This window comes from Halomonas sp. 3F2F, assembly GCF_014897805.1.
Taxonomy (GTDB): Bacteria; Pseudomonadota; Gammaproteobacteria; order Pseudomonadales; family Halomonadaceae; genus Vreelandella.
Genome location: NZ_JABUZE010000130.1, coordinates 167201 through 189322, shown reverse-complemented (window position 1 = coordinate 189322; position 22122 = coordinate 167201). Strand labels below are relative to the sequence as shown.

At 53.5% G+C, this 22122-nt stretch carries 24 protein-coding genes; 13 read left to right on the top strand and 11 right to left on the bottom strand.

Annotation, left to right across the window (positions count from 1 at the left end; translation table 11 throughout):
- Positions 1–864: a MurR/RpiR family transcriptional regulator gene (locus INT21_RS13395; protein WP_193061231.1), complete on the bottom strand. Its 864-nt coding sequence runs from the start codon at positions 862–864 to the stop codon at positions 1–3.
- Between the two features lie 124 nt (positions 865–988).
- On the opposite strand from INT21_RS13395, the gene INT21_RS13390 reads away from it, so the two are divergent.
- The gene (locus tag INT21_RS13390; RefSeq protein ID WP_193061232.1) at positions 989–2197 is read left to right on the top strand and encodes an amino acid deaminase; all 1209 of its coding nucleotides are present in this window, start codon (positions 989–991) and stop codon (positions 2195–2197) included.
- A gap of 33 nt (positions 2198–2230) precedes the next feature.
- On the opposite strand, the gene INT21_RS13385 is transcribed toward INT21_RS13390, so the two are convergent.
- The 4 genes from INT21_RS13385 to INT21_RS13370 form a co-directional block, all read right to left on the bottom strand.
- Positions 2231–2908: an HAD family hydrolase gene (locus INT21_RS13385; RefSeq protein WP_193061233.1), complete on the bottom strand. Its 678-nt coding sequence runs from the start codon at positions 2906–2908 to the stop codon at positions 2231–2233.
- Positions 2905–3879 carry a 2-hydroxyacid dehydrogenase gene (locus tag INT21_RS13380; RefSeq protein ID WP_193061234.1) on the bottom strand — a complete coding sequence of 325 codons (975 nt, stop codon included), beginning with the start codon at positions 3877–3879 and terminating at the stop codon, positions 2905–2907. Before INT21_RS13380 ends, INT21_RS13385 begins: the two co-directional genes overlap by 4 nt.
- Before the next feature lie 43 nt (positions 3880–3922).
- A complete protein-coding gene (locus INT21_RS13375) occupies positions 3923–4891 on the bottom strand; it encodes a sugar kinase (RefSeq protein WP_193061235.1) in 969 nt (322 codons plus the stop codon).
- Between the two features lie 89 nt (positions 4892–4980).
- Positions 4981–5997 (bottom strand): LacI family DNA-binding transcriptional regulator, encoded by a 1017-nt coding sequence (locus tag INT21_RS13370; RefSeq protein ID WP_193061236.1) that lies wholly within the window; start codon positions 5995–5997, stop codon positions 4981–4983.
- A gap of 183 nt (positions 5998–6180) precedes the next feature.
- Between INT21_RS13370 and INT21_RS13365 the strand changes: the two genes are divergently transcribed.
- From INT21_RS13365 to INT21_RS13355, 3 genes are all read left to right on the top strand, one after another.
- Complete coding sequence (locus INT21_RS13365) at positions 6181–7044, top strand: methyltransferase domain-containing protein (RefSeq protein ID WP_193061237.1); 864 nt, start codon at positions 6181–6183, stop codon at positions 7042–7044.
- Positions 7041–8030: a methyltransferase gene (locus INT21_RS13360; RefSeq protein WP_193061238.1), complete on the top strand. Its 990-nt coding sequence runs from the start codon at positions 7041–7043 to the stop codon at positions 8028–8030. The genes INT21_RS13365 and INT21_RS13360 overlap by 4 nt, the downstream gene beginning before the upstream one ends.
- An 85-nt stretch (positions 8031–8115) precedes the next feature.
- Positions 8116–8844, top strand: coding sequence for an SIMPL domain-containing protein (locus INT21_RS13355; protein ID WP_089037575.1), 729 nt, complete (start codon positions 8116–8118; stop codon positions 8842–8844).
- A gap of 11 nt (positions 8845–8855) precedes the next feature.
- Here INT21_RS13355 and greB read toward each other — a convergent pair whose 3' ends face one another.
- Positions 8856–9404 carry a transcription elongation factor GreB gene (gene greB, locus INT21_RS13350; protein WP_193061239.1) on the bottom strand — a complete coding sequence of 183 codons (549 nt, stop codon included), beginning with the start codon at positions 9402–9404 and terminating at the stop codon, positions 8856–8858.
- A gap of 178 nt (positions 9405–9582) precedes the next feature.
- Here greB and INT21_RS13345 point away from each other — a divergent pair, with 178 nt between their 5' ends.
- The 6 genes from INT21_RS13345 (at position 9583) to cysN (ending at position 14823) form a co-directional block, all read left to right on the top strand.
- A complete protein-coding gene (locus tag INT21_RS13345; RefSeq protein ID WP_193061240.1) occupies positions 9583–10227 on the top strand; it encodes a hypothetical protein in 645 nt (214 codons plus the stop codon).
- A 136-nt stretch (positions 10228–10363) separates the two neighbouring features.
- Positions 10364–11050, top strand: a complete 687-nt coding sequence (locus tag INT21_RS13340; protein WP_089037577.1) for an NUDIX domain-containing protein — start codon at positions 10364–10366, stop codon at positions 11048–11050.
- A 2-nt stretch (positions 11051–11052) separates the two neighbouring features.
- Positions 11053–11499, top strand: a complete 447-nt coding sequence (locus tag INT21_RS13335) for a DUF1249 domain-containing protein (protein ID WP_193061241.1) — start codon at positions 11053–11055, stop codon at positions 11497–11499.
- On the top strand, positions 11499–12233 hold the full coding sequence (locus INT21_RS13330) for a phosphodiesterase (RefSeq protein WP_193061242.1): 735 nt from the start codon (positions 11499–11501) through the stop codon (positions 12231–12233). The genes INT21_RS13335 and INT21_RS13330 overlap by 1 nt, the downstream gene beginning before the upstream one ends.
- Positions 12234–12411: 178 nt before the next feature.
- A complete protein-coding gene (cysD, locus tag INT21_RS13325) occupies positions 12412–13371 on the top strand; it encodes a sulfate adenylyltransferase subunit CysD (RefSeq protein ID WP_193061243.1) in 960 nt (319 codons plus the stop codon).
- A 12-nt stretch (positions 13372–13383) separates the two neighbouring features.
- A complete protein-coding gene (gene cysN, locus INT21_RS13320; protein ID WP_089037580.1) occupies positions 13384–14823 on the top strand; it encodes a sulfate adenylyltransferase subunit CysN in 1440 nt (479 codons plus the stop codon).
- Positions 14824–14947: 124 nt separating this feature from the next.
- Here cysN and INT21_RS13315 read toward each other — a convergent pair whose 3' ends face one another.
- The 3 genes from INT21_RS13315 to INT21_RS13305 are packed head-to-tail and all read right to left on the bottom strand — an operon-like array spanning position 14948 to position 17254.
- Positions 14948–15790 carry a substrate-binding domain-containing protein gene (locus INT21_RS13315; RefSeq protein ID WP_193061244.1) on the bottom strand — a complete coding sequence of 281 codons (843 nt, stop codon included), beginning with the start codon at positions 15788–15790 and terminating at the stop codon, positions 14948–14950.
- Between the two features lie 16 nt (positions 15791–15806).
- Positions 15807–16553: an ATP-binding cassette domain-containing protein gene (locus INT21_RS13310; protein WP_193061245.1), complete on the bottom strand. Its 747-nt coding sequence runs from the start codon at positions 16551–16553 to the stop codon at positions 15807–15809.
- Positions 16550–17254, bottom strand: a complete 705-nt coding sequence (locus INT21_RS13305) for an ABC transporter permease (RefSeq protein WP_193061246.1) — start codon at positions 17252–17254, stop codon at positions 16550–16552. Before INT21_RS13305 ends, INT21_RS13310 begins: the two co-directional genes overlap by 4 nt.
- Positions 17255–17418: 164 nt before the next feature.
- Between INT21_RS13305 and INT21_RS13300 the strand changes: the two genes are divergently transcribed.
- The 3 genes from INT21_RS13300 (at position 17419) to INT21_RS13290 (ending at position 20358) form a co-directional block, all read left to right on the top strand.
- On the top strand, positions 17419–18306 hold the full coding sequence (locus INT21_RS13300; protein ID WP_226924662.1) for a substrate-binding domain-containing protein: 888 nt from the start codon (positions 17419–17421) through the stop codon (positions 18304–18306).
- A gap of 163 nt (positions 18307–18469) precedes the next feature.
- Positions 18470–19588: an App1 family protein gene (locus INT21_RS13295; RefSeq protein ID WP_193061247.1), complete on the top strand. Its 1119-nt coding sequence runs from the start codon at positions 18470–18472 to the stop codon at positions 19586–19588.
- Positions 19589–19683: 95 nt separating this feature from the next.
- A complete protein-coding gene (locus INT21_RS13290; protein ID WP_193061248.1) occupies positions 19684–20358 on the top strand; it encodes a zinc metallopeptidase in 675 nt (224 codons plus the stop codon).
- A 333-nt stretch (positions 20359–20691) separates the two neighbouring features.
- Here INT21_RS13290 and INT21_RS13285 read toward each other — a convergent pair whose 3' ends face one another.
- Together INT21_RS13285 and cmoB are read right to left on the bottom strand one after the other, a co-directional pair.
- On the bottom strand, positions 20692–20940 hold the full coding sequence (locus tag INT21_RS13285; protein WP_193061249.1) for a GlsB/YeaQ/YmgE family stress response membrane protein: 249 nt from the start codon (positions 20938–20940) through the stop codon (positions 20692–20694).
- Between the two features lie 167 nt (positions 20941–21107).
- Complete coding sequence (gene cmoB, locus INT21_RS13280) at positions 21108–22121, bottom strand: tRNA 5-methoxyuridine(34)/uridine 5-oxyacetic acid(34) synthase CmoB (RefSeq protein WP_193085329.1); 1014 nt, start codon at positions 22119–22121, stop codon at positions 21108–21110.
- Between the last annotated feature and the right edge of the window lies 1 nt (position 22122).

The window sequence follows — 22122 nt, the reverse complement described above, 5'->3', positions numbered from 1 at the left end:
TTAATCTCCTAGTGGCTGGCGGTTGTCGCCACCGCGATGGTCATCGAGGCTAAGTTTGAGACGGCGTAATTTAGTTCGTGAACGCTCACGGTGGCGCATGGCAAGTTCAAGCGCTAACACGTCGATGACCGCCAGCATGGCGTAGCGGGAAGCTGAAGGGTGATAGATGAAGTCGGTTTCCCGAGAAGTAATCGGTAGCACAATGTCGGATGTTTCGGCTAAAGGAGAATTCAGAGCGGTGATGGCAATCACTTTTGCGCCGTACTGCTTGGCAATTTGTGCAGACTCCACCATCTCCGGGGTGTAGCCAGTGACTGATAGCACAACGACGACGTCATTCGGCTCTAGGGTTGACGCTACCATGCGGGGCAAGAGTGCTTGAGGGTAAGCGCAGATCGCATAGCCCAGTCTAACTAAACGGAACTGAAACTCTTGGCAGAGAATGCTGGAACCGCCTCCTGCGCCAAATACCAATATCTGGCGCGCTTGATCCAGCAGTTCAACCGCGCCTGCTACATCGGCCTGGGCGAGTAGATCACGGTTAAGCGCCAAGGTTTGCGTGGCAATGTCATACACCACGCTTGAACTGTCTTCGGGGGTCGCTTCTTGTATAAAACGACGACCTGCTGCTAAAGCGCGTGTTAAGCGCGTTTTTAAGTCGCGCACATTCGTGCAGCCGATAGCGCGGGCAAATCGGGTGACGCTGGCATCACTTACTCCTGCGCGCTGGGCGATGTCACCGATGCTTGCTTCGGTGACAAACTCGATGTCAGCAAATATCAGCTCGGCGACTTTCTTTTCAGCTTCGCGCAGGGCAGCAAAGTCAGTGGTAATACGTGACAAGATGTCGATTTCTTGGCTCACCGTGGACTCCTAGGGGTTGCCTGATTTAGAAAGTATGTTAGTTTCTAACCTGAAGTCAATGGTTGTGAAAATATCTAACATTGATGTGTTTCATTAAACAGAAAACTAAACAGGAAGTGGGCGAATGCAGACAATGCCATTAGTAATGGATAAAGGCGGTGTGGAATTGGGATCAAACCTTCTATCAGGTGTCAGCCTGCCTGCTGCCGTGGTGCATGAAAGCCCACTGGCTCATAACGTAGCCTGGATGCAACGATTCGCCGAGGCTCATGGCGCTCACCTGGCGCCCCATGGCAAAACCACCATGACGCCCGCGCTTTTCCAGCGACAGCTCCAGGCGGGGGCGTGGGGTATCACACTTGCCACTGCACCCCAGTGTCGTGCGGCCTTCACCAATGGTGTCACTCGGATATTGATGGCGAACCAACTGGTTGGTCAGGCCAATATGTCCATCATCGCCAGCCTGATTGAGCAGGGCGCGACGTTTTACTGTGTGGTCGATAGTCAGGAAAACGTGCGTCAGCTCGGACGTTTCTTTGCGGAGCGTGATTTGAATTTGGCGCTACTGATTGAGGTGGGGGTCACCGGAGGTCGTTGTGGCTGCCGCAATAAGCAGCAGATTCTTTCTCTGGCAGAGGCAATTGCTGATGAGCCTGCGCTTTCACTAGTGGGGTTGGAAGGCTATGAAGGGGTGGTTCACGGGGATAACCCCGAAGCGGGTATTCGTGCTTATGCTCAATATCTGGTGGATGTAGCGGTAGAGCTTGAAGCGGCTGGCCGCTTTGCGCAAGAAAACCCGATCGTAACGGCCTCAGGTTCTGCTTGGTATGACGTGATTGCAGAAGTCTTTGAGGGCGCACCGCTGCAGGGGCGATTTACGCCTGTGCTACGGCCTGGGTGTTATGTCGTCCACGACCATGGGCTTTATCGTGAAGCACAGTCAGCGGTATTAGACCGCCGACCGGATTTACAGCAGGGGCTTGAGCCTGCTCTGGAAGTGTTTGCCCAGGTGCAGTCGCTTCCCGAACCTGGGCTTGCCATTGTGGCGCTTGGGAAGCGTGATATTGGTCATGACCAGTTACCTATTGCCCTGCGTCGTTTCCGGGAAGCAGGTAGCGCCTCGCAGCCATTGCCTGTGGCTGGTTGGGAAGTGACGAAAATTATGGATCAGCACGCTTTTGTGCACCTTCCCGAAGAGGCTCAGGATGTCGAGGTCGGTGATATCGTCGCATTTGGCGCCTCTCATCCCTGTTTAACCTTCGATAAATGGCGCCAACTGCTGTTAGTGGATGACCAGTTAAACGTTAAAGAGCGTTTGGCTACCTACTTTTAAAAGAGACTCTATGATCGCTCGCCGCGACGTCGCTTACGCGGCTAAGCGCGCAATAGCGGCGGGCAGTTCATGGGCGTGTTGAATACCAATGGCACCCTCGGGGGTAACTTCCTCGTTAGGGAAGTGGTTGAGGTGAATGACGTGCATGCCTGCTGCCAACCCCGCTTCCACTCCCACCGCCGCATCATCAATCACCACGCATTGTTGGGGGGAGTGGCCCATTGCGGCGGCGGCTTGGCGATAAAGTTCAGGGTTGGGTTTCCAGACGTTTAAGGTATAGGCGCTAAACAGCTTGTCGCCAAAATGGTGGCCTAGCTCGGTGCTTTCCAGCGCACAACGAATTTTGGGTTCGGGGCCATTAGACACCACGGCTTTGGGGTGGCTGCTTAACTGCTCCAATGCGGCAGCCATACCCGGTATTGCCACCAGCTCAGCACGCATGCGGGTTTCCATACGTGTCCGCATGTCTGCCTCAAGCTGAGAAAGCTTGCTGTTTTCCAATGTCTGAAAACGACGTTCCAGCGTTTGGACGATTGTCAGGAAACGTACCCCGCGAAATTCATCCATATATTGCTGTGCTGAGAAGGGTAGGTGAAATTCGGGAAGTATTTCACCCATCACCTCGGCAAGCAGTACTTCGCTATCCACTAGGGTGCCATCGCAGTCGAACAGTAAGCAGAGCGGTGTAGACGTGGTGTTAACAGTACTCATCGATATGCTTCCTCGTTGACCAGGCTGATAGGGCGTTCACCCTGAAGTGCCAAGCAAATATTATCCACCGCCCGCTGGGCCATGGCGTCGCGGGTTTCATGGGTGGCAGAGCCGATATGCGGCAGTGCGACCACATTGGGCATCTTCGCTAGCGGTGACGAGGAGGGGAGCGGCTCCTGCTCAAATACATCCAGCCCGGCTGCTTGGATAGCGCCGTTTTTCAAGGCATCTATTAACGCATTTTCGTCGACGACTTTGCCGCGAGCGATATTGATGAAGATGGCGGAGGGCTTCATCAGCGCGAACTCATTCGCACCAAGCAAATGTTCGGTGTCGGCGGTGAGTGGCACGGTAACACAGACGAAATCGGCCTCGGCCAACAGCTCGTTGAGTTCGCGGCGCTGCGCACCCAGCTCCTTTTCAAGGGCAGGTTTGTGCGATGCATTGGAGTAAAGCACCCGCATCCCAAAACCCAAAGCTCCGCGCCTGGCGACAGCCTGACCAATACGTCCAAATCCCACCATGCCGAGGGTTTTACCATGCACATCGTTACCAAATAGTGCAGGGCCAATACTGGCCTGCCATTTGTCTGCTTTGACCCACTCGGCTAATTCAACTACCCGGCGCGCCGTGGCCATGATCAGAGCAAAACCAGTATCGGCGGTGGTTTCGGTAAGCACATCAGGCGTGTTACACAGCATAATGCCGCGCTGGGTCAGTTCATCAACGGGGATGTTGTCATAGCCAACAGAGACGGTCGCGATGACTTTCAAGTTGGGCGCTGCGTCCAGCAACTGAGGGGTGATCGCCAAGCCGGAGCCGATAATGCCATGCGCTTGCGCTAGGTTGGAAAGCACGTCTTGTTGAGTGAGGTCTAATGGTTTGGATAGCCCAACTAACTGGGCGTGCTGTTCAAGTTCCGCCCATTGAGATGAGCTGAGCCGCCCTAGTACGATGACGCTCTTTTTCATGCTGCCTCCTGTCGCTTGGATGGTGTTTGCGAATGCTAGTGGCTTAGCGTTGTTCTAGTGCCTGTAGCTGTTGGCGACTAGGTAAGCCTTCCATGTCGCCCACTACTTGAACGGCCTGGGCGCCCACCAAGTTGCCGCGGTTCAATGCCTGCTGAGGCGTAAGACCATCTAATAAGGCGCTAATCGCGCCCACTGCGAAGCCATCGCCTGCGCCAACGGTATCGACTACTTCAGCGACTGGTTGACCAGGAACCAAACAACTTTCCAGTGAGCCGTTGATGTTGCCGCGATAGTAGCTACCTTCTGGACCCAGTTTAATAATGACAGCCTTAACACCGCGCGCCAGATAGAAGTCGGCAATTGCTTCAGGCGATTCGCAGCCAGTCAGCAAGCGCCCTTCGGCCAGCCCTGGCAATACCCAATCGGCACGGCTGGCAAGTTCATTTAAGGTAGTGCGCATGACGTTCTCGTTGGGCCAAAGTGACGGACGCAGATTGGGGTCAAAGGAAATACTCGCACCATGAGCACGCGCCTGTTTCATCAAATGGCGGGTAAGCTGGCAAGCGCTTTCAGATAAGGCTGGGGTAATGCCTGTTGCGTGTAGGTGGGTAAGTGCCTGAAAGTCGACATTCTTAGCATCCTCAATAGAGAGGTGGCTCGCGGCACTGCCTTGTCTGAAATATTCAACTCGCGGGTCAGCGCCGTTCTGTGCACGCTCTTTAAAGAGCAGTCCTGTGGGGCGCTGTGAGTCAGTGTGAATATGCTGGCTATCGATACGCTCAGCTTCCAGTGCTTTGCGAATAAATTGGCCGAAACTGTCATTGCCCACTCGGCTTAGCCAGCTTACCTGAAAGCCCAGCCTGGAGAGGCCTATCGCGACATTATTATCGGCACCCGCCAAACGGCGCTGAAAGTGCTCAATGTTTGCAAGAGGGCCGGGGGCATCGGCGACAAACATGGCCATGGCTTCGCCGAAGGTCAGTATTTTGGGTGCAGAATCAGACTGTGTCATAGGGCGTCTCACTCGTTTTGCTGCTGATTGGGAACGATACCATTTCGAGGTGTCAGTTGTACGGCGTCTCGCAACGCTGCAGGTAAGGGCTATCCTGAGGGGGTAGTGCTACCCCGGGCAATTAGCGTTGGTGAGTGTCGGGCTTGCACGGCGAGCTTACCTGCGTGCTGGGGAAGCTGATTAAGCAGGCAGGCAACTGCGGCTTGACCAATCGCATCGGTTGGCTGGGCAAGGGTGGTGATGCCTGGCGACACGAGTTCACACCACTCCAACTCATCAATGCCTAGTAAACCGATTGAGCCCATCGTGAGGCCAAGGTGCTGAAAGCCGCGCACCATCGCGAGCGTTACGTTGCCGTTGGCGCACAATACTGCCTTGGGAGCGCTGGCAGGCCGCCGGGTAAACTCGCTTAATGTTGGCAGGGCTGAATGTTCATCTAGGCTGCTTAGCACTAGCGTCTGGTTGTCCAGGCCTAGGGTTTTTACTTGCTGCTTAAATCGTTTCAGCCGTTCTTGGCGAGCGCTGGCATGTTCAGGTGCTTCACTTACATAAAGCACTGAGCGATAGCCTTGTTGCACTAAGTGATCCAGTGCCATATCAATCGCTTGGGTGTTATCGAGCCCAATAACCTCGGCATCGAGTTGGCGAATTTCGCGATCAAGCAGCACCAGCGGAATACCGCTGTGCATTAATGCTTGCAACTGAGATTCAGGTTGCCCCGCCGCATTGATGATTAGTCCTTCCACTTGGTAGGCGGCCAGCGACGCTAGTTGCGTTTGTTCTTGCTCTGGGTCGTTATCGGTATTGCATACGATCAGCGAATAGCCGTGGGCTCGAGCGGCCTGCTCCACGCCATGCACAGCGGCAACCGAAAAAGGGTTACGTATATCAGCCACTAGCATACCCAGCAGCCGTGAGCCTCCGCCTTTTAGGCCACGCGCCATGAGATTGGGTTGATAGCCCAATGTGTTAGCTGCCTGCTCAATTTGTGACTGGAGCTTGGGGGTTAGCCGTTCGCGTTCTGAACCGAAATAACGTGAGACGCTGGTTTTGGATGTACCCGCTAATTTGGCAACTTCGATGAGGGTGGCCCGAGGTGACGGCATAAGTGGCGTGTTTCTTAAATAAATGGGAACGTTCCCAAATTAGCTGTTTTCGATCCGAAAGACAATACTCGTGGTATGGCTTGGCATCGACAATTAGCCCCCGTTGTCTTCACTATCGGAGCAAGCCTTCTGCTCTCAGGCAGGTTAAACTACGCGACTTTGAGTCAACGCTTGGCGCCATGCATGCATCCTCTTGATACATCAACAAGTCATATTTCAAACAGCCATATTGCAAAAGGCTATGAGCTAACCCAAGCGGGAGATCGCTATTTCGATGGCTTGGTCGATAAGTTCTCTCGTTCGCTTTACCAAGCGCCCCGTGGCGAGCTGCGGCTGGCGATGCTGGATTATTTGCTGCCGCAAATGCTGCGCCTGACAGCACAGCCAGTACTTGATGTTGGTGGTGGTTTAGGACAGCTCTCGGGCTGGTTTGCTCAGCGTGGGCACGCGGTCACCATGGCAGAGCCTTCCCAGGATATGTTGGCCCATGCAAATGCATGGCATGACGAGCGATGTGCTGCAGATGCTTGGCCACCAGAACAGCTGCGCTATCTTGCCGCGCCACTTCAGTCGCTGCCGCAGCAAGCGCCTGGGCCGTGGCCGCTTATTACCTGCCACGCTGTGCTTGAGTGGTTAGGAGAGCCTGAGCAGGCTGTGCAAACGCTGGCGAGTCTGCTTGCCCCCGGCGGGCAGTTAAGTTTGATGGTGTTTAACCGCGATGCGTTGCGTTTTTCCAACGTCATCAAAGGTAACTTACAAAAAGCGCTTAGCGACCAGCTTGAGGGCAAAGGTAAGCGACAGCGGTTAACGCCTATCTCACCGGTCACCCACGACGAAGTGTGCCAGTGGGCAGCGAATAACGGCCTGCGCATGGATTCCGTTGCCGGGATACGAATTTTTCAGGACTATTTACGCCATCCCTCTGCGGAAGAGAGCGAGCAGGCAACGCTGCTGGCGCTCGAAAAGCAGTATTGCCGCCAAGATCCTCACTGGCGGCTAGGTCGCTATTTACTTTACACCTTCACCAAACCCGAGGCCGATGTATGAGCGCTCAACTGCCTGCTTGCCAACTCCTTGAACGTTTCTATGGCCAAGCGGCTAACTTATGGCCCGTTGCGCCGCCTGCTGATGCTTGGTTGCAAGCCCACTCCACGGCAATGATAAGTGGGGATGTGGCGCTGCGTGAACACTGGGCATCCGGCGGTAAAGCAGCCGCTAGCCCGTTTGATGCACCCTTTATTCAGCAGGCTGGGCAGGTGGTGCTGTTTTGGCCGAAGGCTCATCAACTGGGAATCTGGTGGCTAACATGGCTATGTCACGTGTTGCCTGAAAATACCCCGCTTGATGTTGTTGGTGAGCACCAGGGAGGCATCAAGCGCGTGCCTAAGATATTGAATGAGTTGGGCATGCGCTGCGATAAGCTCGATAATGCTCGTCGTTGCTCGTTGTTTGCTACGCGCACGGTAGCGATGGAGCAGCCAGATAATGCGTGGCAAACCTTTGACGCGCTGGATTTAAAACTGGTGAGTCATCCTGGCGTCTTTGGTCACGGCAAGGTTGATGAAGGCACGCGTTTAATGCTCGAAAGCATAGCGACTAGCTTGCCCAAAAAGCCGCTCAACGTGCTGGATATGGGCTGCGGCGACGGCATTATCAGTGCTTGGCTTGCAGCGCGAGGCCATCAGGTCACCGCCGTGGATGTCAGTGCGTTTGCAGTGGAAGCGTGCCGCCGAACGCTAGCAGCCAACCAGCTTAGTGGTCGAGTGCTTGAGAGCGACGTCTATTCAGCGCTTGGGGGAGAGCAGTTTGATCTGATCATCAGCAATCCGCCGTTTCATCAGGAGCGCGAGATTACCTATAGCCCTAGCGCACGGCTGATTTCAGAAGCGCCCAATCATTTATCGGCCAAGGGGCAGCTTGTGTTAGTGGCGAATGCCTTTCTTCCTTATCCTGATGTGCTGGAAGGCACCTTCGGTAGTTTTGAGACCTTGGCAGATAATCGGCGCTTTAAAGTGTATCGAGCCGCTAAATAGCAAGCGCCACTGCTGAGACGACTATTTACGTCTATGATGCCATTTGTAAGCCTCGTTTCGGTGACACGTGTAAAAGGAGATGGAAATGACAGGAAGCGTTCGTACGACGGCCGTTATTGGCAGTGCGTTGATCTTGGGCGGTTTGCTGGCGCTGGGGCTAGTGTGGGGAGGCAGTTACTTCAAAGGGGCAGCGGAGGTTTGGCAGCAATCTTCACGCAGCGTCACCGTGCGTGGCTTGTCCGAGCGCGAAGTGGCGGCGGATATGGTGCTATGGCCACTTAACTATACTGTTAATGCCAATTCGCTTTCTGACTTAGAGCAGCAACTTTCCAGCAATGAGCAGTTGATTCGCCAATTTCTGGATGCCCGTGGTTTCGATATGGGCAACGTCAGCGTAACGCCACCGCGTATCACTGATCAATTTAGCAATATGTATGGTGGCGAACGCCCAGACGAGCGCTATCGGGCTGAGGCTACGTTGTTGCTACGTACTGATAATGTTAGTGGGGTGATAGAGGCGGTGCCCCAAGCCACTGCTTTGGTACGTCAAGGCGTGCTGTTGTCGCCTAGCTATGAATACCGCACTGAGTTTTTGTTTACTGGCTTAGACGACATTAAGCCTGAAATGATTGCTGAAGCGACGGCTGATGCACGCAATGCAGCCCAGCAGTTTGCCGAGGATTCTGGTAGTGGTGTTGGGGGAATACGCCAAGCGACCCAGGGCTACTTTTCCATTGAAGATCTTGATAGCTATACACCCCATATCAAGCGAATCAGAGTCGTCACTACGGTAGATTACGCGTTAGAAGAGTAGTCCTTAGCGCCTCAAGTAGGCGGTGATTTCATGCCCGGATAACGGATCGCCGTGATGGTGTAGAACGTCTCGCCATTGGGTGTGAGTACCGTGATATCGTCGTCTACTTCTTTCCCGAGCAGTGCTTTGGCCATAGGGGCATCGATACTGATCCAGCGCTTTTTGGTATCGATTTCGTCGTGGCCAACAATTCTAAGATGAACTTGCTCTCCGCTTTCATCTTCCAAATCGACGTACGCGCCAAAAAAAACCTTGCTGGTGTCAGCGGGCAGACGATCAACAATTTGCAGTTCGTCCAACCGTTTTGTTAGGTAGCCGATACGCGCAATAACGCGGTTTAACTCTTTCTTGTTATAGGTGTAATCGGCATTTTCACTGCGGTCACCCTGGGCGGCCGCTTCGCCGACTTTGGCCGAAATGGCGGGGCGTTTAACTCGCGATAGATGGTCCAAGACAGCGCGTAGGCGAGCCGCACCCTCTGCTGTGATCAGGTTGCTCTTAGGTTGTTGGCGCGGGTCTTTCGCTGGATCGCGCCAGCGCGTCATATTTCGGCCTTTCATTGCGTTTTTCACCTCCTCAAAGAGCACCAGCTTACGCTAATGGCAGTGTGGTTAACAAAGCGCTTATTTATTGGCGATTCATTCAAACGTTCGTTACATTATGGGTGTGGGTGATTTCAGACCCCAATACCAAACGTATTACTTGTTAGAAAGCACAAAAATAAACCAGGAGCTTATTATGCGCACACCCCCTTTTTCTCGGTTACTCATTGCAGCGGCGTTAGGTAGCGCCTTAGCGCTAGCCCCATTAAGCGTGTCGGCTTATGAAGGTGACGTATTCTCGCTAAAAAATCGCTGGGAACACACCGTCACTGAGATGCCAGCTAACGAGCGTGAGAGCACGCTTAAAGCGCTGGCCAGTGAGGCTGAGCAATTGGCTAGCCAACATCCTGATCAAGCGGAAGTATTGATCTGGCAAGGCATCGTGCTGGCTTCCTACGCACGTGAACGCGGTGGGCTTGGTGCATTAGGCACCGCGGGCGATGCCCGCGATGTGCTGGAGCGGGCCATTGAAATCGACCCACAAGGCGGCAATGGCTCGGCTTATGTCACGCTAGGAGCGCTATACGACCGCGCACCAGGCAGGCCGTTAGGCTTTGGCAACAGCAATACCGCTGAGCGCATGTTTCAGCGCGCGCTAGAGATTCGCCCAGACGGTATTGATGTGAACTATTACTATGCAACGTTCTTGAAAGAAGAAGGCAATACCCAAGCTGCTCGCGAGCATGCCCAGCGCGCGGTGAATGGTACCGCACGCGAGACCCGTCAAAAATCTGATGAAGCACTGCGCCGGGATGCCGAGGTATTACTCGGCGAGCTGTAGACTGTTAGCCAAGGCGCCTAGCGCTAAGGTTGATAGAAACGCTAAGGTTGATAGAAACGCTAAGGTTGATAGGCGCATTGGCATTCCCAGTGGTAAGCATTGATAATAGAACGATTGTTAACACTGGGAGTGCTTCATGGCATCTAGCCCTAATTCATTAGTGCCCGATGCGTCAGCGCCGCCTCAGTTAGGCCGAGACGATGTCGAGCTTATTCAGCGAGAGACCCTTTATCAGGGGTTTTTCCGTTTGGAAGCCTTAGAACTGCGTCATCGTCTGTTTGAAGGTGGCTGGAGCGGCACGATGCGGCGTGAGGTGCATAACCGCTTTGATGCTGTTGGCGTGCTGCTTTACGACCCTGCTCGTGACGCATTAGTACTTGTCGAACAGTTTCGTGCTGGCGCGATTGATGATCCGCTTTCCCCTTGGAAGTTAGAGTTGGTGGCGGGGCTGGCAGATAAAGGCGAGTCCCTTGAAGATGTTGCCCGCCGCGAAGCCATGGAAGAGTCTGGCTGCCAGGTTGGCGTGCTGACGAAATTGCATACTTATTATCCAAGCCCAGGGGCGTGTAACGAACGCGTGACGCTATTTTGTGGTTTAGTCGATACCCAGGGTATGGGGGGAATTCATGGCCTGGATGATGAGCACGAAGATATCCGTGTTCATGTGGTGGCTTTTCCGACAGCATGGGAACTCCTGGAACAGGGAAGACTCGATAACGCCATGTGTTTGATTGGGCTACATTGGTTAGCGAGCCAGCGCGCTTCGCTGCGTGCTGCTTCTCATCGAGCAGCGACAATGCCAAGCGAATCTGAAAAGGAGTGAACATGGCTAGAACCGCCTATGTCACCGATTTAAAGTCCCTGCAGGGCGAGTGTAGCGCCAACTATATGCGCATGCTTCGTTTGGTAGGTGATATGGAAAGTGGCCAGCGACGTGATATCGCGCTGCATGGCGATGACCAGCATTTCGGCGATTTACATCTTAAGATTCTGGAGCAGGCGCCCTATACCACGATGGTGGAAGTGACCCAGAGTGGGCCGCTAGATGCGGTTATTGAAGGCCCCAGAATGCGTGTCCATCTCTACCATGATGTACGTATGGCAGAAGTGACTGATTTTCAGCGTGAGCGCCACTTTAGTGGTCGCTATCGTTATCCGAATGCCAGAATGCATCAGCCAGATGAGAAGCTGCAGCTGAATCGCTTTCTAGGTGAGTGGCTGGCGCATGGCTTAGCCCATGGCCATGCCTGTGATATGCCGGAGTTACCCTGATGCGGCTGGTTCAGATTACCGATTCGCACCTGCATGCCGATAAGGCAGCTCGCTCACGGGCGGGAATTCCGTGGCAGCAGTTTGAGCGTGTGCTGGAAGCCGTGATCGCTGAGCGGCCTGACATCGTCGTATTTAGCGGTGATGTAAGCCAAGATGAAACGGCTGCCTCTTACGCGTTGGCATGCCAAGCGCTGGCATCATTGCCGTGCCCATGGTTCTGGATTCCTGGCAATCACGATCAGTTGGCATTCATGCAAGCAGAACACCCGCTGGTGGAAGAGGTCGATCTAGCGCAGTGGCGATTACTGCTGCTGGATACTCATGTGGAAGGCCAGCCGTATGGCGAGTTAGGTGCTGAGCGCTTAAACGCACTGGCTGCGCGCCTGGAAGAAGATGATCGCCCAACCTTGATTGTGATGCATCATCCCCCCGTTGATGTGGGCGCTGTGTGGATGGACGCTATTGGCCTTCAAGATCGCGAGGCGTTTTGGCAACTGTTAAACCGCCACCCTCAGGTTAAAATCATCCTGTTTGGTCATGCCCACCAAGCCTATGCCCAGTCGCACCGTACCGCGGATGGCAAGATTGACGTGTATGGTTGTCCTGCCATCGCAGACCAGTTCTTACCCGGCGCTGAGCAGTTTGCGATTGATGAAGCATCTCGACCCGGCTATCGAATCATTGATCTTCATGGCAGTGATTGGCAGACCTGGATTGAGCGTGTTGTCGTATAGTGTGTGCCTGTGATGACACTGTTAGGCAATAAAGATATAAAAAGATAGTTATTAATTCTTTTGGGTTATTATTGACTCGGCGTTACCCTATCCTCAAATAACCGTCTTTCGGCAACATTGCCGTTAGTCGGAAAATAGCGTTTGCACGTGCAAGCACCGTTTTATGAGGGAGTAGGTAATGAACCAGTTTTCTGCGCCGTCAGCGTCCCAGCGTGAGGTGTCTGCCACACCTGACGCGGCACGTTTGACCCATCTAAAGCAGCTAGAAGCTGAATCGATACATATTATCCGGGAAGTCGCCGCTGAGTTTAGTAACCCGGTCATGATGTACTCCATCGGTAAAGACTCCTCGGTGATGCTGCACTTGGCGCGCAAAGCCTTCTACCCGGGGACACCGCCATTCCCGTTGATGCATGTGGACACCACCTGGAAGTTTCGTGAAATGATCGAGTTTCGTAACCGCATGGCAGAAGAAGCGGGAATGGAGCTGATTGTGCATACCAATGAGGAGGGGCGGGCTGCCAATATCAACCCCTTCGACCACGGTAGTGCGAAATATACCGACATCATGAAAACCCAAGCGTTGAAGCAAGCGCTGGATAAGCATGGCTTTGATGCGGCTTTCGGCGGCGCACGGCGTGATGAGGAAGCCTCGCGCGCTAAAGAGCGTGTCTACTCCTTCCGCGATAAATACCACCGCTGGGATCCGAAGAGTCAGCGCCCTGAGCTTTGGAATGTGTATAACGCCAACGTTAACAAGGGCGAGTCAATTCGCGTCTTCCCACTTTCGAATTGGACCGAGCTGGATATCTGGCAGTACATCTATCTTGAGTCGATTCCGATTGTGCCACTTTACTTCGCCGCCAAGCGTCCTGTGGTTGAGCGTGATGGCATGCAGGTTATGGTTGACGATGATCGCTTGCCCTTGGCACCCGATGAAGTGCCTGAAGAGAAGTTTGTGCGCTTCAGAACGCTGGGCTGTTATCCACTGACCGGTGCGGTGGAATCAACGGCGGCGACACTGCCCGAGATTATTCAAGAGATGCTGTTGACCAAAACCAGTGAGCGTAGTGGCCGTGCCATTGATCGTGACCAGGTCGGTTCGATGGAGAAGAAAAAGCGCGAAGGCTATTTTTAAGGAGTAGGTCTAATGGCTCATCAATCCAATTTAATTGCTGACAATATCGAGCAGTACCTTCACGAGCACGAGAACAAAGACCTGCTGCGCTTTATTACCTGCGGCAGTGTCGATGACGGCAAATCTACGCTGATCGGGCGACTGCTGCACGACTCTAAAATGATCTTTGAAGATCAACTGGCGGCAATTACCCAAGCGTCTAAAACCAGTGGCACTACCGGTGATACGGTTGATTTGGCGCTGTTGGTAGATGGTTTGCAGTCAGAGCGAGAACAGGGCATTACCATTGATGTTGCTTATCGCTTTTTCTCCACCGAAAAGCGTAAGTTCATCATTGCGGATACCCCAGGGCATGAGCAGTACACCCGAAACATGGCCACGGGCGCTTCAACAGCCAGCTTGGCGATTATTTTGATTGATGCCCGTTATGGTGTGCAGACCCAAACTCGTCGCCATAGCTTTATTGCCGATTTGCTGGGTATTCAGCACTTGGTGATTGCGGTAAACAAAATGGATTTGGTGGAGTTCTCTGAGCAGCGCTTCAACGAGATTGTTGATGAGTATCGCGCGTTTGCCACCAACCTTAGCGCGCCGGATATTCGCTTTGTACCCATGTCGGCACTCAACGGCGACAACGTCGTCAACCCAAGTGATCAGACGCCTTGGTATTTCGGTACGGATTATGAAGGTAAAACGCTGATTGAGCTGCTGGAAAGTGTCGAAATCAGCCGTGACCAAAACCTCACTGATTTACGTTTGCCGGTACAGTACGTTAATCGCCCGAATCTGGATTTTCGCGGTTATTGCGGCACATTAGCGGCAGGTATTCTGCACCCAGGCCAGGAAGTAAAGGCGCTGCCATCGGGTAAAACGTCACGGGTTGAGCGAATTGTGACGTTTGACGGCGACTTAAGCGCCGCTTATCCAGGCCAAGCAATAACCGTCACCCTGGAAGATGAGATTGATATTTCCCGCGGTGATTGGATTGTTAGTGCCGACGCCGACTTACCGCTTTCTAATGCGTTCATGGCGGATATTGTATGGATGCATGAAGATGCACTGGCGCCGGGAAAACTGTATGACTTTAAGCTCGCCACCCGAGATCTATCTGGGCAGGTAAGTGCCATCGAGTACCAGATTGACGTTAATACACTTGAAAGACACGCCACTGACTCGCTGGGGTTAAACGCGATTGCTCGCTGTGAGGTAGAGTTAACAGCCGCGATTCCAGTGGATGATTATCGAACCAGCCCTGGTACTGGTAGCTTTATCATCATCGACAGACTGACCAACGTAACAGTTGGCGCTGGCATGATTCGCGGAACAGCCGATGCCCGCGAGCAGGTCAGTGGCGCTACTGATTGGGCAGCCTTTGAGCGTGATTTGAACGCGCTAGTGCGTAAGCATTTTCCGCACTGGGAAGCGAAGGATGTGCGTGACTTGCTGCGTTAACAGGGTCTGTTAGCAAGTACTGTTAGTAGGTACTGTTATCAGGTACTGTTATCAGGTACGTGAGCTGAACCAAAAAGCCGCCTTGGTCATTGAGACCAAGGCGGCTTTTACGTAAGGAGCAGCGCTACTGTGTGTTAGACGAAGCCTGCGCGTTAGGGAAAAACAGCTGTTGGCCGTTGACGTCAAAATCGGCAATCGCTTGCTGTCCTTCTTCAGACACCAGCCACTGGTGCCACTGGGCCGCTAAATCATGCTTCAAGTGCGGGTGTTTCTGTTCAGAAAGCAGCAGAGTGCCGTACTGATTAAACAGCGCATCGTCGCCTTCAAATAACAGTGTTAAGTCTTGCGGGTTTTCAAATGCTACCCAGGTTGCACGGTCAGTGAATGTGTAGGCGTTCATACCTGCAGCGGTGTTTAGAGTTGGCCCCATGCCGCTACCTAACTCGCGATACCACTCACCTTGAGGGGTCACCTCTGCACCTTCCCATAAACGCAGTTCGGCACGGTTGGTGCCGCTATCATCTCCTCGGGATGCAAAGGGTGATTCACTTTCCGCGATACGTGAAAAAGCCTCGGTGACATTGGCACTACTGCTCACATCTGCAGGGTCATCGCTGGGACCGACAATCACAAAGTCGTTATACATGACGTCCAGGCGCTCGCTGGCGTAGCCATCGGCGACAAACTGCTCTTCGCCCGCCGTGTCATGCACCAGCAGGCTATCGGCATCTCCTCGGCGGGCAATCTCAAATGCTTGTCCTGTCCCTACGGCGACCACACGCACATCAATGCCCGTGGTGTCGGTGAAGGTAGGAATAATCGCGTCAAATAGCCCTGAGTTTTCAGTGGAGGTGGTTGACGCTAAGGTGATGAAATCATCGTTAGCGAGCAGTGAGGCACTCCACGAGAGGCCTACTAATCCTGAGGTTAGTAAGCTAGCGGTAGTCAATATTGTGGTTTTTTTCATAGGGTTGCTCCTGGGGTTACCAAACAAGTTCGCCGCGAATAAAGGCTCCCGCTTGCGTGGAAGCTGGCGTGTTAAAAAAGTCTTGGGCCTGCGTGTGCTCTAGCACTTGGCCGCTATACATAAACACCACCTCATCAGCTAGGCGGCGTGCTTGATGCAGGTCGTGGGTGGTCATAATGATGCGCGTGCCGTTCTGGTGAAATTCATTTACCGCATCTTCAACCGCCTTGATAGCAGCAGGGTCTAGAGCAGATGTAGGCTCATCTAAGAACAGCACGGCAGGGTTAAGTAGCCAGGCACGAGCAAGCGCAAGGCGCTGCTGTTCGCCGCCGGAGAGCACCCGGGCAGGACGCTTGGCAAGCGCGACTAAGCCAAATTTTTCGAGTGCCTGCTGGGCCATGTGCTTGCGCTGCCGACGTGGCACTCCGCTAACTGCCAGGGCATAGGTCAAATTATCGATTGCCGAGCGTCGCAGTAGCACCGGGCGCTGAAACACCATGGCTTGGGCCGGTGGCTCTCCCTGCCAGCTAACGTGCCCACTACTGGGGGTGAGCAGGCCGTGTGCCAAACGCATTAACAGGCTCTTTCCTGCACCGTTGGGACCCATAATAAGTGTGCGCTGGCAGCCTGAGAGTGTCAGCGTGGTGGGGGCGAGTAAACGATGGCCGCGATGCTCAAAACTGACCTGCTCAAAATGTAGCGTAGGCACGGTCGTCATAAGAGACTGGGGGAAACTCGCTGGTGGAAAAATAGACGCGTTCATCCCAGTCGCCTCTTGGCCGTTTCACTGATCGTGTGAGCCAATGCATTAATCAGCGTTACAAGGCTAAGCAGCACGATGCCTAATCCCAGCGCGAGGGGGAGGTTGCCTTTACTGGTTTCCAACACAATGCTGGTAGTCATTACGCGGGTGACGCCATCGATATTGCCACCGACAATCATCACCGCACCGACTTCAGCGCTAGCGCGGCCAAAGCCTGCGAGTATCACGGTTAATAGTCCGAAACGTGCGTCCCACAGTAGAGTAGGCATCATCCGTAGCTGCTTCAGGCCAAGAGAGCGCAGCTGTTCGGCATACTCGTTATGCAGTGTCTCTACTTGCTGGCGAGTAAGCGCGGCAATAATCGGGAATACTAAAATGACTTGTGCAATCACCATGGCCGTTGGCGTAAACAGCAGCCCAAACTGACCTAGTGGCCCTGCGCGAGAAAGCAGCAGATAGACACATAACCCAGCGACCACTGGGGGAAGGCCCATGAGCGCATTGAGCAGCACAATCAACGCATTGCGGCCAGGGAAGCGCCAAAGAGCGAGTGCAGCGCCTAGTGGTAATGCCAGTACACAAGCAAGCAGTACGGCCAGCAGCGACACCTGCAGTGACAGCGTCACGATATCGATTAGCCCCTGATCCATTCCCAGAATCAAGGCAAACGCTGTGTAAAAAGGGTTCTCACTTGGGGACATTGCCGTTCGCACCCTCATTTTTGTTATTCAGCATCGTTTTTAACAACCGATATCATGTGACTTCAATTACTTTGAGGTGCATTACTAGCATCATGTACGCAAACTTGATGTAATGCACTGTGGTCTGAAATATATGCAGCTATATGCAGTAAATGGCGAGGCGTATGAACATGTTAAGGGAATTCCTCACCACGGCAGAGGTGGCCGACTACCTGCGCTTAAAAGAGCGAAAAGTGTATGACTTGGTGCGCCAGGGGCAGATACCTTGCAGCCGCGCTACCGGAAAATTGCTCTTTCCTCGTCAGCATATCGATATGTGGGTGCTTAGCCATTTAGAAGGTGACCAAGCGTTGCGTTCACCGCTGCCGTTGATAGTGGCGGGTAGCCAAGATCCACTGTTGGAGTGGGCGGTTCGCGAAAGCGGTAGTGATTTGGCTTCACTGTGCCACGGCAGTGGTGATGGCCTGCGCCGTTTGATGGAAGGAAAAGCGCTGCTGGCGGGCATTCACTTACTCAACTTTGAATCCGGGCGCTATAACGAGCCAGCGGCACTAGGGCTGGGGGGGGTGCGGGACTTAATCGTGCTGCATTGGGCGAAGCGCCAGCAGGGGTTGCTAGTGGCGCCGGGAAATCCACTGGGCATTCAAACGCTCAGTGATGTTTCTCGCCAGAAGGCTACGCTTGCCCACCGTCAGCCTGATGCAGGTGCGGCTCAGTTACTGCGTTGCCTGCTACAGCGGTCAGCGATTGAACCGAGCACACTCAATTGGGCAGCTAACGTTTCGTTGAGCGAAGATGATTTAGCCCTTTCCATTGCTCAAGGTGAAGCGGACGTTGGACTTGGGGTCGAAGCTGCAGCCCGTCGTCAACACCTACACTTTATACCGCTAATTGAAGAGTCATTTGACTTGGTGATGCACCGCCGAAGTTACTTCGAACCAGCGGTTCAGGCGCTTATTTCATTTACTCGCCAGGAGCGTTTTATCCAGCGGGCGGGGGCTTTGCAAGGCTATAACGTGAGCGGCTTGGGAGAAGTGTTGTACAACGCTTAGCAATATGGCTTTTGGCGGTTGAGGGACACCCGCCATTACGCCACACTGGTGACCGTTTAGCTATTTAACAGAGCCATCACAGGAAGTGAACAATGTTGGGAATGACGCAAAATATAGCGGTTGCCGATGACGTGGCTGAGTGTTTTTCGTGTGGGTGCCAGTAATGGCGTGGTATCAACCGTGGGTAAGTTTTGCCAAACGGTTGGCTCACGTGGTGGCACAGCCGATGAAGCGCGACAGCGGTCATGGGGGGATGATGGTGCACCCCTACCGTGGTTATGGTTCCCAGCGAGAGGTGTTTGTGATGGGGCGCGTGTTTCGTCAGGCCGCGTTAGGTAGGGCGATACCCCGGCGAGGTATGTTGCGGGATACTGCGGATGTTGCTCGGCGTATCTTTCGTCGCGGCCTCGCGAATGCCAAAGTGGATATACGCATTGGCGATAATCAGCTGTGTCTAACGACTGACCGCGACGGTTACTTTGACGCTCACTTGCCGATTAGTACTGCATTACCGGTTGATGTTTCCTGGCATCGTGCCGATATCATGGTTCATGCTGACGGCCACCCGCCAATCCGCACCAGCGTCGAAGTTTACGTGCCGCCTCCCGAAGCAGATCTGTTGGTGATCAGTGATATTGATGACACCGTCATGTTCACCGGCGTCGCTGAAAAACTCAAAATGCTGTATCGCTTGTTTGTCCGTAAGCCGCATCGACGCACGGCTTTTCCTGGGGTGGCATCGCTTTATCAGGCGCTGTATCGAGGAGAAACTGAGAAAGCTGAACGGCCTATTTTGTATGTTTCCCGAGGGCCCTGGGCAATCTATGAGATGTTGGAAACCTTCTTTCAGCTTAACCGTATTCCTGTTGGGCCTATTCTATTCCTACGCGAGTGGGGGATTTCTCTGCGCCGCCCGTGGCCGCGGCGGGCCGAAGCGCACAAGCGTGATTTGATCGACCGCATGTTAGCGCTCTATCACGATATGCCCTGTATTTTGATTGGTGACAGCGGCCAGCACGACCCAGAGGTTTATACCGAGGTGGTGAAGGCATATCCGACGCGAATCAAAGCGATCTATATTCGTCGAGTTGATAAGGATCCTCAGCGGGAAGAGGCGATTCAGCGTTTACGGGATGAACTTGCCCATACTGATTGTGAATTGGTACTCGCTGCTGACAGTATTTTGATCGCCGAACATGCCTACTCTAAAGGCGATATTTCTGCCAGAGGTCTGCAAGCGGTACAACGGGATGTAGACGCGCATCACAATGACCCTGAATAGTTGCAGGTGAGTGCGCCTATTTTGTGCTCATGGTAAAACTAAACACGGGTTAGCGGGTCGTTAATTTAGGTTCTTCATCAGTGGTGAGTGTGATCATGGTCATTGTGTTAATCGTATTGGCGCTGGCCATTTTTGTTCTGCCTAACCTATGGGCAAAATGGGTATTGAAACGCCACACCCGTGGACGGGATGACTATCCGGGTACCGGCGCGGAGCTTGCCGAGCATCTGCTACGTCGTTTAGGTGTAGAAGGCGTGAGGGTAGAGCGTACCGAGTTTGGCGATCATTACGACCCGGAATCGCGCTGCGTACGTCTCACCCCGGACCACTATGATGGCCGTTCACTGACGGCGGTGACCGTTGCTGCCCACGAGGTTGGGCACGCTATTCAACACCATGAAGGCTACGCGCCTCTGCTAGCCCGAAGTCGTTTGGTTCAAGTAGCGCAAAAGGCAGAAAAGCTGGGCGCTATTTTAATGATGGCCGCACCGTTTCTGTTTGTGCTCACAAGGCTGCCCGGTGGGCTGGCAGCGGTTATTGCCATGGCCGTCATTAGTTTTGGTACCGCCGCGCTGGTGCACCTAGTGACGCTACCCGTTGAGTTCGATGCCAGCTTTAACCGTGCACTGCCACTGCTTAAAGAGTACGTGCCGCCCTATGACATGCCCGGCGCTCGCCATGTGCTTACCGCCTGCGCGTTCACCTACGTTGCTGCTTCGCTGGCCAGCGTGATGAACCTTGGCCGTTGGCTGGTGATTTTGCGGCGTTGAGATTAGTGAGCGCTGGCCAAGCCCTGTTGAATAACAAAAAAACCAGCCCATCGGCTAATGCCAGCTACCGCACTGTCATTCCCGAGTGGGGTTATCGGGAATCCATCTTGATCTTGACCTTGACCTGCAGCAGCCCAGAACCCCAGGTCAACATGGATTCCCGCTAAGGGCCTGCGGGAATGACGAGGGCGTCTCGAAGGGCTGGGGTGGAGTCACCGCCAGGCACTTATTAAACAAAAAAACCAGCCCATCGGCTAATGCCAGTCAGGCTTAACTGACTGGCATTACGCTCTATTGAGCGGCTTTTTTTGTCGTATGGGCAATGTGAGATGCTTACTTCTTGATCATCCGATAGCCGAACAACAATACCAATGCGCCTACGATAGCGGTCCCAAAACTACCAAAGCTAAAGTCGCCCATGGTGCCAAGACCAACGAATGAACCAATCCAGCCGCCAACGAATGCGCCGGCAACGCCAAGAAGAATAGTAATGATAAGGCCACCTGGATCTTTACCAGGCATAATCATTTTTGCAATCACACCGGCGATAAGGCCGAATAGAATCCACGCTAAAAAACCCATCTTTACTCCTTGATTAATATCCCATTAGTGAGCTTGTGCCTATATGAGCGATGACATTATGGGCTATCCCATAACGATCTAAGTAATTAAGAACTGTTACAAAAAAACGTGTTATTAACAGTACGATCATTACAAGCTTGATTGACACAAGCGTACGACACAGCCCATCAACATCCGTTTCGGTTGGCGATAATCACCGCTCGACGTGGTGCAGGGTAGCCTTCAATGGTGCGAGTTGGATCGCTGGGGTCGAGGAAATCGGCTAGCGATTGATAGGTCATCCACTCGGTTGAGCGCTGCTCGTCAAGCGTTGTTAGTGCCTCGTCGACCACTCGCACATTGGTAAAACCGCACCGTTCTAGCCAGTGACATAGCGCTTTTGAAGAGGGCAGGAAGTAAACATTAGGCATCGCGGCGTAGCGTTCGCCAGGTACAAACACGGTTTGCTCATCGCCTTCCACCACTAGTGTTTCTAGCACCAGTTCACCGCCAGGGGCTAACGCCTCTTTTAGTTGCTGCAAATGCTCAAGTGGCGAAGGGCGGTGGTAGAGCACGCCCATGGAAAATACCGTATCGAAAAACCCCAGCTTTTCCGGCACATCTTCAATGCCTACTGGTAGAAACTGCGTGCGGCCGCCGTCGGCATTGCCAACGAAGTGACGCACCGCCTGAAACTGCCAATAAAAACGTGGTGAAGGATCAATCACAAGCACAAAGGCTGCGCCTTCGCCGGCCATGCGCCAAGCGTGGTAGCCGCTGCCACCGCCAACATCCAATACCTTACGGTACTTTAGCGGTGCAAGATGCGGGGCGACTCTTTGCCATTTCCAATCGGAGCGCCATTCGGTATCAATATCAATACCGCCCAACCGAAAGGGGCCTTTGCGCCAGGGCGATAGTTTGCGCAGCAGGTTAAAGCACTGACGCTTTTGGCTATCGCTCAAAGCGACATCAACGCTCACTGTATCGCTGGTAAGGTCGACGTGGCGCTCCTCGGGCAGAGCAGGTAGTTTGGCAACTGCCTTCTCCCAGGCGGACAGGTCGCCGTGGCGCTGGCGATCTAATCCATTGGCCAGCTGTTCGGGCAGCTTGGCAAGCCAGGGTGTCAGTGTGGCATCCTGGCTGGCTTGATCTAAAAATGCCTGATAAAGCGCGCGATGATCATCGGGTAACAGCGGCACC

Excerpts from the sequence above, each read along its gene's own strand:
- INT21_RS13360 (WP_193061238.1), top strand. The coding sequence starts at position 7,041 with ATGAGCGCTCAACTGCCTGCTTGCCAACTCCTTGAACGTTTCTATGGC.
- cysD (WP_193061243.1), top strand. The coding sequence starts at position 12,412 with ATGAACCAGTTTTCTGCGCCGTCAGCGTCCCAGCGTGAGGTGTCTGCC.
- INT21_RS13375 (WP_193061235.1), bottom strand. The coding sequence starts at position 4,891 with ATGACACAGTCTGATTCTGCACCCAAAATACTGACCTTCGGCGAAGCC.
- INT21_RS13330 (WP_193061242.1), top strand. The coding sequence starts at position 11,499 with ATGCGGCTGGTTCAGATTACCGATTCGCACCTGCATGCCGATAAGGCA.
- INT21_RS13290 (WP_193061248.1), top strand. The coding sequence starts at position 19,684 with ATGGTCATTGTGTTAATCGTATTGGCGCTGGCCATTTTTGTTCTGCCT.
- INT21_RS13355 (WP_089037575.1), top strand. The coding sequence starts at position 8,116 with ATGACAGGAAGCGTTCGTACGACGGCCGTTATTGGCAGTGCGTTGATC.
- INT21_RS13310 (WP_193061245.1), bottom strand. The coding sequence starts at position 16,553 with ATGAACGCGTCTATTTTTCCACCAGCGAGTTTCCCCCAGTCTCTTATG.
- cysN (WP_089037580.1), top strand. The coding sequence starts at position 13,384 with ATGGCTCATCAATCCAATTTAATTGCTGACAATATCGAGCAGTACCTT.
- INT21_RS13385 (WP_193061233.1), bottom strand. The coding sequence starts at position 2,908 with ATGAGTACTGTTAACACCACGTCTACACCGCTCTGCTTACTGTTCGAC.
- INT21_RS13340 (WP_089037577.1), top strand. The coding sequence starts at position 10,364 with ATGGCATCTAGCCCTAATTCATTAGTGCCCGATGCGTCAGCGCCGCCT.
- INT21_RS13305 (WP_193061246.1), bottom strand. The coding sequence starts at position 17,254 with ATGTCCCCAAGTGAGAACCCTTTTTACACAGCGTTTGCCTTGATTCTG.
- INT21_RS13335 (WP_193061241.1), top strand. The coding sequence starts at position 11,053 with ATGGCTAGAACCGCCTATGTCACCGATTTAAAGTCCCTGCAGGGCGAG.
- INT21_RS13295 (WP_193061247.1), top strand. The coding sequence starts at position 18,470 with ATGGCGTGGTATCAACCGTGGGTAAGTTTTGCCAAACGGTTGGCTCAC.
- INT21_RS13365 (WP_193061237.1), top strand. The coding sequence starts at position 6,181 with ATGCATCCTCTTGATACATCAACAAGTCATATTTCAAACAGCCATATT.
- INT21_RS13300 (WP_226924662.1), top strand. The coding sequence starts at position 17,419 with ATGAACATGTTAAGGGAATTCCTCACCACGGCAGAGGTGGCCGACTAC.
- greB (WP_193061239.1), bottom strand. The coding sequence starts at position 9,404 with ATGAAAGGCCGAAATATGACGCGCTGGCGCGATCCAGCGAAAGACCCG.
- INT21_RS13380 (WP_193061234.1), bottom strand. The coding sequence starts at position 3,879 with ATGAAAAAGAGCGTCATCGTACTAGGGCGGCTCAGCTCATCTCAATGG.
- INT21_RS13345 (WP_193061240.1), top strand. The coding sequence starts at position 9,583 with ATGCGCACACCCCCTTTTTCTCGGTTACTCATTGCAGCGGCGTTAGGT.
- INT21_RS13370 (WP_193061236.1), bottom strand. The coding sequence starts at position 5,997 with ATGCCGTCACCTCGGGCCACCCTCATCGAAGTTGCCAAATTAGCGGGT.
- INT21_RS13285 (WP_193061249.1), bottom strand. The coding sequence starts at position 20,940 with ATGGGTTTTTTAGCGTGGATTCTATTCGGCCTTATCGCCGGTGTGATT.
- INT21_RS13315 (WP_193061244.1), bottom strand. The coding sequence starts at position 15,790 with ATGAAAAAAACCACAATATTGACTACCGCTAGCTTACTAACCTCAGGA.
- INT21_RS13390 (WP_193061232.1), top strand. The coding sequence starts at position 989 with ATGCAGACAATGCCATTAGTAATGGATAAAGGCGGTGTGGAATTGGGA.